This is a genomic window from Pseudomonas sp. B21-010 (assembly GCF_024749325.1).
In the GTDB taxonomy this organism is placed as follows: Bacteria; Pseudomonadota; Gammaproteobacteria; order Pseudomonadales; family Pseudomonadaceae; genus Aquipseudomonas; species Aquipseudomonas kilonensis.
Genome location: NZ_CP087198.1, coordinates 6,204,579 through 6,217,004, shown reverse-complemented (window position 1 = coordinate 6,217,004; position 12,426 = coordinate 6,204,579). Strand labels below are relative to the sequence as shown.

The 12,426-nt window shown below is 62.0% G+C and carries 12 protein-coding genes; 6 read left to right on the top strand and 6 right to left on the bottom strand.

Annotated elements, in window-relative coordinates:
* The first annotated feature begins 8 nt into the window (after positions 1–8).
* The 3 genes from LOY50_RS27850 (at position 9) to rhtB (ending at position 3,279) form a co-directional block, all read left to right on the top strand.
* Entirely contained in the window at positions 9–1,919 is a 1,911-nt protein-coding gene (locus tag LOY50_RS27850) for an ATP-binding cassette domain-containing protein (protein WP_258689751.1), read from the top strand.
* Positions 1,919–2,500, top strand: a complete 582-nt coding sequence (locus LOY50_RS27845; RefSeq protein WP_212798107.1) for a mechanosensitive ion channel family protein — start codon at positions 1,919–1,921, stop codon at positions 2,498–2,500. The genes LOY50_RS27850 and LOY50_RS27845 overlap by 1 nt, the downstream gene beginning before the upstream one ends.
* Before the next feature lie 146 nt (positions 2,501–2,646).
* Positions 2,647–3,279 (top strand): homoserine/homoserine lactone efflux protein, encoded by a 633-nt coding sequence (rhtB, locus tag LOY50_RS27840; RefSeq protein ID WP_258689741.1) that lies wholly within the window; start codon positions 2,647–2,649, stop codon positions 3,277–3,279.
* 217 nt (positions 3,280–3,496) lie between these two features.
* On the opposite strand, the gene LOY50_RS27835 is transcribed toward rhtB, so the two are convergent.
* From LOY50_RS27835 to LOY50_RS27820, 4 genes are all read right to left on the bottom strand, one after another.
* On the bottom strand, positions 3,497–4,240 hold the full coding sequence (locus LOY50_RS27835) for a penicillin-binding protein activator LpoB (RefSeq protein ID WP_253470325.1): 744 nt from the start codon (positions 4,238–4,240) through the stop codon (positions 3,497–3,499).
* A gap of 3 nt (positions 4,241–4,243) precedes the next feature.
* Complete coding sequence (lpoB, locus tag LOY50_RS27830; protein ID WP_003177333.1) at positions 4,244–4,831, bottom strand: penicillin-binding protein activator LpoB; 588 nt, start codon at positions 4,829–4,831, stop codon at positions 4,244–4,246.
* A gap of 153 nt (positions 4,832–4,984) precedes the next feature.
* A complete protein-coding gene (locus LOY50_RS27825) occupies positions 4,985–5,356 on the bottom strand; it encodes a YcfL family protein (protein ID WP_003206754.1) in 372 nt (123 codons plus the stop codon).
* An 18-nt stretch (positions 5,357–5,374) separates the two neighbouring features.
* Entirely contained in the window at positions 5,375–6,769 is a 1,395-nt protein-coding gene (locus tag LOY50_RS27820) for a COG3014 family protein (protein WP_214510074.1), read from the bottom strand.
* A gap of 313 nt (positions 6,770–7,082) precedes the next feature.
* Between LOY50_RS27820 and LOY50_RS27815 the strand changes: the two genes are divergently transcribed.
* Complete coding sequence (locus LOY50_RS27815) at positions 7,083–8,981, top strand: FTR1 family protein (protein ID WP_258689739.1); 1,899 nt, start codon at positions 7,083–7,085, stop codon at positions 8,979–8,981.
* Between the two features lie 108 nt (positions 8,982–9,089).
* Positions 9,090–9,545: a YaiI/YqxD family protein gene (locus tag LOY50_RS27810; RefSeq protein ID WP_253470322.1), complete on the top strand. Its 456-nt coding sequence runs from the start codon at positions 9,090–9,092 to the stop codon at positions 9,543–9,545.
* A 121-nt stretch (positions 9,546–9,666) separates the two neighbouring features.
* On the opposite strand, the gene elbB is transcribed toward LOY50_RS27810, so the two are convergent.
* Entirely contained in the window at positions 9,667–10,335 is a 669-nt protein-coding gene (gene elbB / locus LOY50_RS27805) for an isoprenoid biosynthesis glyoxalase ElbB (protein ID WP_214510071.1), read from the bottom strand.
* 123 nt (positions 10,336–10,458) lie between these two features.
* On the opposite strand from elbB, the gene LOY50_RS27800 reads away from it, so the two are divergent.
* The gene (locus tag LOY50_RS27800) at positions 10,459–11,706 is read left to right on the top strand and encodes a sterol desaturase family protein (RefSeq protein WP_258689727.1); all 1,248 of its coding nucleotides are present in this window, start codon (positions 10,459–10,461) and stop codon (positions 11,704–11,706) included.
* On the opposite strand, the gene LOY50_RS27795 is transcribed toward LOY50_RS27800, so the two are convergent.
* On the bottom strand, positions 11,687–12,310 hold the full coding sequence (locus tag LOY50_RS27795) for a DedA family protein (protein ID WP_258689726.1): 624 nt from the start codon (positions 12,308–12,310) through the stop codon (positions 11,687–11,689). The two genes, LOY50_RS27800 and LOY50_RS27795, sit on opposite strands and share 20 nt — an antisense overlap.
* Positions 12,311–12,426: the final 116 nt, after the last annotated feature.

Sequence of the window (12,426 nt, the reverse complement as noted above, 5' to 3'; positions counted from 1 at the left end):
CCGCCATTATGATCCGACTTCAGAACCTGACTTTACAGCGTGGCCCGCAACGTCTGCTAGAAGACGCCGAGCTGACCCTGCACGCCGGCCACAAAGCCGGCCTCATCGGTGCCAACGGCGCCGGCAAATCGAGCCTGTTCGCCTTGCTGCGAGGCGAGCTGCACCCGGACTCGGGTGATTGCCTGTTGCCGGCTGATTGGCGCATCGCCCACATGCGCCAGGAGGTCGACACCCTCGAGCGCCTGGCGGTGGACTACGTGCTCGATGGCGACCTGCGCCTGCGCCAGGTACAACGCGACCTGGCTGCGGCCGAAGCGACCCACGACGGTGCCGCACAGGCCCGCCTGCACGCGGAACTCGACAGCGCCGACGGCTACACCGCCGATGCCCGTGCGCGCAAATTGCTCGCCGGCCTGGGCTTTACCAATGAGCAGATGGATCGCCAGGTCGGAGACTTCTCCGGTGGCTGGCGGATGCGCCTGAACCTGGCCCAGGCCTTGATGTGTCCTTCGGATCTGCTGTTGCTCGATGAGCCGACCAACCACTTGGACCTCGACGCCATCATCTGGCTCGAAGACTGGCTCAAGAGTTACCCGGGCACGCTGCTGCTGATTTCCCACGACCGTGATTTCCTCGACGCGGTGGTGGATCACGTGGCCCATGTCGATCAGCGCAAGCTCACCTTGTACCGCGGCGGCTACAGCGCCTTCGAGCGCGCGCGTGCCGAACGCCTGGCCCAGCAACAGCAGGCCTACGAGAAGCAACAGGCGCAACGTGCGCACATGGAAAGCTACATCGCCCGCTTCAAGGCCCAGGCCACCAAGGCCCGCCAGGCCCAAAGCCGGATCAAGGCGCTGGAGCGGATGGAAGAGTTGTCGGCGGCCCACGTCGATTCGCCGTTCGATTTTGTCTTCCGCGAATCGACCAAGATTTCCAGCCCGTTGATCGACCTGTCCGACGCGCGCCTGGGCTATGGCGACAAGACCGTGCTGGAGAAGGTCAAGCTGCAACTGACCCCGGGTGCGCGGATCGGTCTGCTGGGGCCCAACGGTGCCGGTAAATCGACCCTGATCAAGAACCTTTCCGGCGAACTCGAGCCTCTGGCCGGGCGCCTGACCCGGGGCGAGAACACGGTGGTCGGCTACTTCGCCCAGCATCAGCTCGACTCCCTGGATTCCAAGGCCAGCCCGCTGTTGCACCTGCAACGCCTGGCACCGACCGAGCGCGAGCAGGTCCTGCGCGATTTTCTCGGCGGTTTCGATTTCCGCGGGGCGCGCATCGACGAACCGGTGCTGAATTTCTCCGGTGGCGAAAAGGCGCGCCTGGCACTGGCGTTGATCGCCTGGGGCCGGCCAAACCTGTTGCTGCTCGACGAACCGACCAACCACCTGGACCTGGAGATGCGCCTGGCCCTGACCATGGCCTTGCAGGAATTCAGTGGCGCGGTACTGGTGGTGTCCCACGATCGGCATTTGCTCAAGAGCACCACGGATAATTTCTTCCTGGTGGCCGACGGCAAGGTCGAGGAGTTCGACGGCGACCTGGAAGACTACGCCCGTTGGCTGGTGGAATACCGTCAGCGCAACGCGCCGGTCAGCAGCACGCCGGTCAATCCGGACAAGACCGACAAGAAAGCCCAGCGCCAGGCCGCCGCCGCATTGCGCCAGCAACTGGCGCCGCACAAGCGTGAGGCCGACAAACTCGAAGCCGAGTTGGGCAAGCTGCATGAAAAACTGCAAAAGATCGAAACCAGCCTTGGCGACAGTGGTCTCTACGAGGCGGCGCGCAAGGATGAGTTGCGCGACCTGCTGGCCGAGCAGGCCAAGCTGAAGGTTCGGGAAGCGGAGCTCGAGGAGGCGTGGATGCAAGCGCTGGAACTGCTGGAAAACCTGCAAGCGGAGCTGGAGGCGTTGTCCTGATGGAAGCGTTGGCGCTGCCTGTGCCCGTCATGTGGATCGAACCGATCTGGCTGGGCGTGCAAATCCTGCTGATCCTGCTGGCCGGTTATGTCGCGCAGCGTGTCGTGGCGCGGACCCTTACAGGCCTGGGTGAGCGTTACCCGTTCCCACCCCAACTGGTCATTATCCTGCGGGGTGTGCTGCGCTGGCTGATCATGGGCACTGCGGTGCTGGTGGTGCTCGAACGCTTGGGCGTCTCGGCCACGGTGCTATGGACTGCACTGTCGGGCTTCGTCGCGGTGGCAGCGGTGGCGTTCTTTGCCATCTGGAGCGTGCTGTCGAACCTGTTCTGCGCCGTTTTGATCTACACCGTCGGACCGTTTCGCCTGGGCGATGTGGTCGAGCTGGTGGATACCACCGACAAGCCCGGCATCAAGGGGCGCGTGGTGGCGATCAATCTGCTGTACACCACGCTGATCGAACCCGAGGAACTCGGCACCGGCAGCGCCATGGTGCAAGTGCCCAACAGCCTGTTCTTCCAGCGTTCGGTGCGGCGCTGGCGCGGCAGCGAGGCGTTTCCGGTGGGTGGTTTCGTCGAATAACGCATAGGGCCGCTTCGCGGCCCAGCGGGAGCAAGCTCCCTCGCCACGGTTCATACCGGCTTAATTGCTTGTGCAAAAAAACGGTGGTCAACGGCCTGGTGGCGCATTAGCTTAGTCGTTTCGACGAATTCGAGCCGGGGAGTGCAATGGTGCTGGAAACATGGCTGGCGTTTTTCGCTGCGTGCTGGGTGATCAGTCTTTCGCCGGGTGCCGGCGCTATTGCATCGATGTCCAGCGGGCTGCGCTATGGCTTCTGGCGTGGTTACTGGAACGCCTTGGGCCTGCAATTGGGGCTGGCCTCGCAAATCGTGGTCGTCGCCGCCGGTGTTGGCGCGATTCTTACGGCGTCGGCCACTGCGTTCTATGCAATCAAATGGTTCGGCGTGGCCTACCTGCTCTACCTGGGTGTCAAACAGTGGCGCGCCATTCCCGGTGAAATGACTGACGATACGGGCCCGCGGCCTATCGGCAAGCCCTTGGCCCTGGTGTTTCGCGGCTTCCTGGTCAACATCAGCAACCCCAAGGCGCTGGTGTTCATGCTGGCGGTGTTGCCGCAGTTCATCAATCCCCATACCCCGTTGATCCAGCAATACCTGATCCTGGGTGTCACCATGGTCGTCGTCGACCTCATCGTCATGGCCGGGTACACCGGGCTGGCGTCCAAAGTCTTGCGGCTGTTGCGCACCCCGAAACAGCAGCGGCGAATGAACCGTGCCTTTGCGGGTATGTTCATTGGCGCGGCGGGTTTGCTGGCGACGATCAGAAAGGCCGCTGCATAAAGCACGGCCTGCGGCGAGGTAGCTTTTGTAGGTGGCTTTTGTGGCGAGGGAGCTTGCTCCCGCTCGGTTGCGCAGCGACCGCAAGATCTTGGGGCCGCTTCGCAGCCCAGCGGGAGCAAGCTCCCTCGCCACAAAAGCAAAAGCATCCAGCTCATCACAAAAGCAAAAGCATCCAACTCGCCACAGAAGCAGCTGAAGAGCTACCCGACGGTAAGGCTCAACGCAAAATCACCGGTGCCGTATCCCGTGGCAGGTTGTTGCGCTGTATCGGCTCGCTGGGTTGTTGGTAGCTCGGGCCGCCGAGCTGTTCGCTCAGTTGCCGCGCCACGTCTTCCCCCAGGGCCTTGGACACATCGCGCACCACCCGCGGGCGGTTGAGGCTGATGTGCACGTCCCGGTGGTTCAACAGCTTGGTGTCCTGGCCTTCGCCCATGGCCGTAAAGGCCGAGGTGATTTCGTAGGTCTTGGTGTTGATCAGGCTGAAGTCTGCCACCAGGGTCAGTGCCAGCACCGCCGAGTAGCTGTCGGTATTGGCCAGCTCGTTGATGTCGCGGGTGAAGTCGATGTCCGACACCGTGCCGAACAGCACGTAGTCGGCACCCTTGAAGTTCCCGGCCTTGATGCGCTTGATCACGTCATAGACGTCGCCCTTGGACGCCGCCGTGTAGGGCGTGCCCTGGGTCAGCTGGAACATCCCGCTGCGCAGGATCTCGCCCTTGATGTCGCCAGTGAACTTGCGCAGCTCGCCCTGCTCGATGTAGCTGCTGGTGGCTTCCATCTCGTCGTAGCTCGAGGAAGCGCTGGCGCTGTAAGGGTTCGCCTGGAAGTTGCTCTGCGCTGAAACGGTGTGGATGTACTCCTCCACCCGCTCCTGGAACGCAAGGTCGGTCACTGCGACTTTCGGGGCCGCCTGCGCGCCAAATGCGCAGGCCAGGGCCATGATACCTATCCATGTGCGCATGGCTTAACGCTCCGTGGTCTTGCGGATTTCTTTTTCGTCCATCCACTCGGCCAGACCGCTTTCGACGTCGATCAATTGCAGGCTGAATTTGTAGAAGACGTCCTTGTAGTCGCTGCTGCGCTTGACGATCGAGCTGATGGAGCCTTCGAGGCGGTACTTGGCAGCGATCATGTTGCCGGTCTTGGCCACGGTGCTTTTCTTGTACAGGCCGCTCTGGTTCTGCAGCTTGAGCTGGTCGACCTGGCTGTCCATGGCGGTGTTGTCGCTGGCGAAGCGGGCAGCGCCGGTCTTCATCAGCTGGGTCTTGATGCTGGTGGTGATTTCACGGGTGTCGATGTATTCGCTGGTCTTGTTCTTCACGTCATAGACCTGGACCACCGGGCGACCCTGCAGGATGCCGGACTGGGCCAGGGAGCGGGTCATGGACTCGGCGATCATTTGCAGGTCGGTGGAGCCGAACTCGTTGGTCACGGTTTCCACGGCCTTGGTGTCGCCGTAGCTGATGTTCTTGTTGCCCAGGACCGGCGAGTTGTTGGCGCAACCGCTGACCAGCAAGGCGGCGAGGGCGAGGGAGGAAATGCGTACAAACATGTGGGTGCTCTCGAAAACTGAAAAAGGAGTAACGCGTCACTCGGGCGTTTTTTGTGGGAGCGAGCTTGCTCGCGATAGCTGTGTGTCAGTCACATCATGGCTGGCTGATCCAGCGCTATCGCGAGCAAGCTCGCTCCCACAGTTTTTTGCGTCTTACGGGGTATTGATTTCCAAGCGGAAATCCACCGCCTTGGGTGTCGGTGCGATGGCCGGCAGGAAACTGGTCTGTTCGCCGTACAGCGTCAGGCTTTTCCAGGTTTCTTCCTCGGCGATCGGAAAGCCTTCCGGCCCCAGCCAGGCAAAGCGGTAATACATCGTCTTGTTGTTGTAGCTGGTGTTGCTCAACTGGACATTGACGGTCATGTAGCCGTTTTCCCGGGCCACGCGCATGGCGCCGACCACAATGTTCTTGGTCTTGCCCATCGCCACGACCTTGCTGGCGGCGCTGCCCGGCTCCGGTGGTGGCGGGGTGGCGCAACCGGCCAGCAAGGCCAGGGCGCCGACGGCGATCAGTTTTAAACGCATGTGAACAAGACTCCGTTCTTAAGGTTGCTTGAGGGCAATGGCGGTCGGGTTGGCGCTTGGCATCACCTGGGCAGCCAGGCCACCGGCGAACACCTGGTTACCCACCGCCCGCAGGCTGATGACCTGGTAGCGCTGGTCGACGGTGACCTTGACCACCGAGCCGCCCACCGAACTTGGCAAGGTGACCTGGTGCTCGCCTTTCTTCAGGCGCAGGCGCACCACCTGGGTGTAGTCGGGCAGGGTGCGCCAGGTTCGGGTATCGGCACCTTCGAGTACGGCCGAGGTGAGGCCGACGGCCAGGCCGGCCAGGGGATTGGTGTCGTTGATCTGCTTTTGCGCCACGCCACGGGTGACGGCGCGCACGGTGGTGCGCAGGATGATGCCCGGCATGTCGTCGCGCAGGGCGCGGCGGGACATGGCGGTGGTGCTGTTGAGCTGGGTCAGGTCCAACTGGCGACCGTCGACACCGATCTGGCTGAAGGTGGCCGTGGAGGTGTCAGGCTTGATCAGCGGGAACGACAATGGCGTGATGACCACGTTGCCGCTGATCGGCAAGGGCAGGGGAATGCGGATCGAGTCCCGGGACGGGGCCAGGCCACTCTGCACCACGATCAGGATGTCGCTGTCATCGTTCTTGGCGGCAGGCTTGTCGAGATTGAGCAGGGCCTGCTCCAGCAGCGGCGTGTTGGGGCGCAGTTCGGCGGCCTTGCGGTAACCCGGTGCGGCCAGGTCCTTTTCACCCAGGGCTTCATAGACGAAGCCGGCCAGGTAATGGCTGAACGCGCTCTGGTAACTGTTTTTCAGGCTGACCACTTCCGGGGCGTCGAGGCTGGCCACCGGGTAACCCTTGAGGTCCTTGTATTCGGTCTTGACCCCTTGCTTCTCGGCGTCTTCCTCGCGCTTGAGGTATTCCTTGTCCCGCAGGTCGGCGATCACCGCTTCGCGTTCGTGGGTCTTCTTGATCTGGGTCCGCGCGCCGTCGAAGTCATTCACGGCCAGCAGGTTCAGCGCCATCTGCGTGGTCAGCATGACCTTTTCGTAATCGTAGCCTTCGTAGCGGCGGACTTTATCGTTGACCAGGAAGCTGCCGAACTGGGCCAGGTACTTGGCCGTGTCGAGTTTGACCGCGTCTTCCCATTGGCCAACCTGTTGATCGGCACTGGTCCAGGCCGTCTGGCTGCCGGACAGGTCGCCCTTGGCGCGCAGCAGCTCACCTTTCTCGAAGTAATACAGCAGGTCCTTGTCCTGGCTGGTGTTGTTCTTTTCCAGCAGCGTCAATGCGCCGTCGACGTTGCCGGAAGCCAGTTGCTGGTTGGTCTGGGCCAATTCGCTGTCGTAGTTGCGAAAGGCCGAACAGCCGGACAACAAGGTGATCGCACCGAGGGCGATCGAAAAAACGGCACGGGATGCCATGAACATTTCTTCCCTGAGTAACAGCCGGGGTTTGCGGGTCGGGCTGGAGCGATCCCACGGACAAACGTCGGGACGTTGTCGGTTCCTCATAAGAAGAGGAGCTTTTATGCCATCGAACAATAAGAAGGCGGCGCGATTATAAACATGGCGCTTGGCTATGTAATGGCTTTTCAATCTCGAAATGCTGTTTTTGTGACATCACCTCCAAAGCAGGAATCCGATGAAAATGTGCCGTCAAAGCACATCGGCTCTTGAGCCAAAGTCATTGGAAGTGAACAATGTGTTACTTCTTATTACCAATCGAGAGTCATTCATGACTGCGCCGTTCCGTTTCCTGGCCTGGCTTGCTCTGCCATTGCTTGCGCTGTGCAGCACGTCGCTGCTGGCCGACACCGTCGAGGGCGCCCCCCAGGCGCTGCATTTGCTGGATTACATCGGCGCGGATTACCCGGCGACAGTCGAGGCAGGCAAGGTCATCGAGGACGGGGAATACCGTGAGCAGCTGGAATTCACCCAGGTGCTGGCAGGGTTGATCGCCGGGCTGCCGGCCAAACCGGAAAAGGCTGAATTGACCCTGGGTATCGACACCTTGCGCAGCGCGATCACCCAGCGCCAGGACGGCGGCGATGTCGCGCGCCTGGCGCGGCAACTAGGGGCCAAGCTGGCGGTGGCATATGAAGTCAGCCAGGCGCCGGTCATCACCCCCGATCCCTCCCGCGGTGCGCCGCTGTATGCCCAGCATTGCTCGGTGTGCCATGGGGCCAACGGTGCCGGCGACGGCCCTGCCGGTGTCGGCATGGAACCGCCGCCCGCCAACATGCGGGATGCCCAGCGCCTGGACCGCCTGAGTCTCTATGCGATCTACAACACCGTCGGCATGGGCATCGAAGGCACCGACATGCCGGCCTTCGCCGATCAGCTCGACGACCGTCAACGTTGGGACCTGGCGACCTACATCGCCAGCTTCAGCGCCGACCCGGCCGCCGCCAAAAGTGAACAGGTCTTCAACCTCGCTGACCTGGCGCGCCAGACCCCGGTCGAAGTCCTCGCCGCGCAAGGCCCCGCTGCGGCAGCGACGTTCCGTGCCCAGCGTGCCCAGCCGCCGCAGGTGCAACGTGGCCCGGCGCAGTTGCTCGACTACACGGCGGCCACCCTGGATAAAAGCATCGCGGCGTATCGTGCTGGTGACCACGACCAGGCCTACGATCTGTCGGTAGCGGCTTACCTGGAAGGTTTCGAGCTGGTGGAAAGCTCGCTGGATAACGTCGACGCCAACGTGCGCAAGGACACCGAAAAGTCCCTGATGGCCTACCGTCAGTCTTTGCAGGACGGTTTGCCAATCGAGCAGGCGGTACAGCGTCTGGACGCGGCCAAGGCCAAGTTGAAGGAGTCAGCCGGCCTGCTGGGCGGCGATGGCTTGAGCTGGTCGCTGAGCTACATCTCCGGGTTGCTGATTCTGCTGCGCGAAGGGCTGGAAGCGATCCTGGTGCTGGCGGCGATCCTGGCGTTCTTGCGCAACACTGGCCAGCAGTCGGCCGTGCGCAGCGTCAACGCCGGTTGGGGCCTGGCGCTGTTGGCCGGCCTGGCGACCTGGGGGCTGGCGGCGTATGTGATCGACGTCAGCGGTGCCCAGCGTGAGCTGCTTGAAGGCGCGACGGCGTTGTTCGCCAGTGTGATGGTGCTGTGGCTGGGCGTGTGGATGCACGACCGTCGCCACGCAGCGGCCTGGCAGGACTACATCAAGAGCAGCCTGGTGGGTGGCGGTGGTCGTTTTGGTTTTGCGATCCTGGCGTTCTTCTCGGTCTATCGCGAACTGTTCGAAGTGATCCTGTTCTACGAAACCCTGTGGTTGCAAGCGGGCCCCGCCGGGCACAACGCGGTGCTGGCCGGCGGCGCGACGGCGCTGGTGTTGTTGGTGGGGCTGGCCTGGGTGATCCTGCGCGGCTCGGCGAAACTGCCCCTGGCATTGTTTTTCAGCATCAATGCCGCGTTGCTGTGCGCGCTGTCGGTGGTATTCGCCGGTCATGGCGTGAAGGCGTTGCAGGAGGCCGGGATCTTCGGCACCCATCCGGTGGCGTTCTTCGATTTCGACTGGCTGGGCATTCATGCCGATGCCTATTCGCTGGCCGCTCAAGTGGTGGCGATCCTGGCGATCATGGTGCTGTATGGGCGCAGTTGGGTGGTGGAGAAACGTCGGGTCCAGGTTTCCTGAAACACATTCGCTGCGCTCATTATCGCGAGCAAGCTCGCTCCCACAGGATGTAGGCTGTCCTTGTGGGAGCGAGCTTGCTCGCGATGCATTTAAAGAGGAGCAACCCCAATGCGCGTATGGATCGACGCCGATGCCTGTCCCAAGGCCGCGAAGGAACTGGTGGTCAAGTTCGCCTTGAAGCGCAGGTTCGAGGTGGTGCTGGTGGCCGGTCAGCCGCAGATCAAGCCGGCCCTGGCCTGTGTGAAGCTGATCGTGGTGCCCAGTGGCCCTGATGCGGCGGACGATTACCTGGTGGAGCACGCCGAGCCGGGTGAACTGGTGATCTGCAGCGACGTGCCCTTGGCCGACCGGTTGGTGAAGAAGGGCGTCGCCGCCCTGGATCCACGAGGCAAGGAGTTCGATGCCCAGAACATGGGCGACCGACTGGCGGTGCGCAACCTGTTCACCGATTTGCGTGAACAGGGGCATATGGGTGGCGGCCCGGCGGCTTATAGCGAGCGGGACAAGCAGGGGTTTGCCAATGCACTGGATCGGATCCTGACGCGCCTGACCCGATTGCCTTGAGTCATGCCCAAACCCCTGTGGGAGCGAGCTTGCTCGCGATACGGTGTATCAGCCAATGCAAATGTAGCTGACCCACCGCTATCGCGAGCAAGCTCGCTCCCACAGGAAAGGGGTGGTGGGGTCAGGCGTCGTTCTCGTGCGTCAGCTCCAACACCCGGTCCACCAGCTTGTTGATGCCGGAAGCCGCTTCGCTGATGTTCTGCGCCAGCATGTAGGCCGGGGTGCTGACCAGTTTGCGCGCGCGGTCTTCAACGATATCGGTGACGGCGCACTCTTCGTGAGTGCCCCCCATTTTGGTCACTGCGGCGGCAGTGTCGACGTCGTTGCCGATGGTGCAGACCACGCCCGGGCCGTAGATTTTCGCCGCCAGGGCCGGGGAGATGCAGATCAACCCGACCGGCTTGCCGGCCTCGGCAAAGGCCTCGGTCAGCGCGAGGACCTCTGGTTGGACCGTGCAGCCAGCACCTTCGACGGCAAAGTTGGAGAGGTTTTTCGCCGAGCCAAACCCACCGGGTATGATCAGGGCGTCGAAATCCTCGGCCTTGGCTTCACGCAAGTCCTTCACATTGCCCCGGGCGATCCGCGCCGATTCCACCAACACGTTGCGGCTCTCGGGCATTTCCTCGCCGGTCAGGTGATTGATCACGTGCAACTGGGCAATGTTGGGGGCGAAGCACTGGACGTGAGCCCCACGCTGATCGAGACGCAGCAAGGTGATCACGCTTTCGTAGATCTCGGCGCCGTCATACACGCCACAGCCGGAAAGGATCACTGCAATTTTTTTGCTCATGGGCTTTTCTCCAGATTCATGGCGTTAAATGTCTACTAATTTGTCACTCGTTGCCATAGGGGGATCGGGCAGCTACACCTAATCTGCCGACTATCTCCCTGCCTTGCATGTCCGGGTTGCGTCATGAACTTCATCCTGTATGCCGTGCCGTTCTTCTTCGTGTTGATCGCCGTCGAGTTGCTGGCCGATCGCTGGCGGGGCGTGAGCCACTACCGTGTGGCAGACGCGATCAACAGTTTGAGTACCGGCGTACTGTCGACCACTACGGGCCTTTTGACCAAAGGTGTGGGGCTGGTGACCTATGCCTTTGCGTTGAAGCACCTGGCTGTCATCGAACTGCCTGCCGACCGGGCCTGGACCTGGGTGTTTGCCTTTGTGCTCTATGACTTCTGCTATTACTGGCTGCACCGCATGGGCCATGAACGCAACATCCTCTGGGCCGCTCATTCGGTGCACCACCAGAGCGAGGACTACAACCTTTCCACGGCGTTGCGCCAGACCAGCACCGGGTTCCTGCTGAGCTGGATCTTCTACGTCCCGCTCGCCGTACTGGGCGTGCCGCTGGTGGTCTTTGTCAGCGTCGCGGCATTGAATCTGCTGTACCAGTTCTGGGTCCACACCCAGCACATTCGCAAGCTCGGCTGGCTGGAGTGGTGCTTCGTCACGCCGTCCAATCATCGTGCCCACCATGCACAGAACCCTCTCTACATGGATCGCAACTACGGCGGGGTGTTCATTATTTGGGACCGTCTGTTTGGCACCTTCCAGGAAGAAGACGCCAACGAACCGGTGATTTTCGGCGTGACCACGCCGCTGGCGAGCTGGAATCCGCTGTGGGCCAACCTGCAGTTCTATGCACAGCTATGGGCGGATGCGCGGCGGGCCGGGCATTGGTGGGACAAGCTGCGGATCTGGTTCATGCCCACCGGTTGGCGACCGGCGGACGTCGCGGCCAGGCACCCGCTGAACAAGCCGGACTTGAGCCAGTTCCGCAAATTCGAAGTGCCGTTGGATGCTCGCCAGCAGTGGTACGTGGGGCTGCAGTTCTGCGCCTACATTGCCTTGGGCAGCTATCTGATGAACCTTGAAACCAGCCTGCCGGTCGCCGCCCTGGTGCTGGGTTGGGGCGCGGTGGCGTTTGGTCTGTTCGTGTTGGGCGTCGCCCTGGAGAATCGCCCGTGGGTGTTGCGGCTGGAGCTGTTGCGGCTAGCCTCGAACCTGCCGCTGGTATGGCTGGCTCCCTTGGCCGGGTTGTGGCCGGCCAGCGCTGTGATGAGCCATGGTGCCTGGGCCGGGCTGCTCAGCTACAGCCTGCTCAGCGGCATCGGGTTGTATTGCTGCCGTACCCGGTTTACTCGGTTGGCGTCGTAGATTCGCCGGACCTGGCTTGCTCCAGGCGCTCGGCTTCGAGGACTTTCCTGGCCAGGCGCGCAGTCTTGAGGCGTCGGCGCAGCCACAAGACCAGGCCCAGCACCAGCAGTGCGCCGAGTACCCACAATTCATACTTCTTGATGCTGCCCAGCATACCTTCGAGCACTGCGCCGAAGTGGTACGCGGCCGCGGCCAACGCCGTGGCCCAGATCGCCGCACCGATGCCGTTGAGCAACAGGTAACGACCCGGCGGATAGCCTGACAGGCCGATCGCCACTGGCATCACCGTGCGCAGGCCATAGACGAAACGGAAGCTCAGGACCCAGATGTCCGGATGCCGGCGAATATGCTCCAGCGCCCGATCCCCCATCAACTGCCAGCGCGGTTTGCGGGCCAGGAGCTTGCGCCCGTGCTTGCGCCCCAGGAAATACCACAGCTGATCGCCCGCGTAGCTGCCGCAGAACGCCACGACGACGACCAGGTTGATGTCCATGTAGCCGCGGAACGCCAGGAAACCTGCGAGCACGAGGATGGTTTCGCCTTCGAAGAACGTGCCGATAAACAGGGCCAAGTAGCCGAAGTCATGCAGAAATTGTTGGAGCATTGTCTGGGTGCTGGCGAAATGAACGCGCAGCCTAACCCTTCAGGCACATTCAGGAAAGTATCGAAATGTGTCTCGACGTGAACAATTCCTACAATGACAATAACTGCGACGACAGG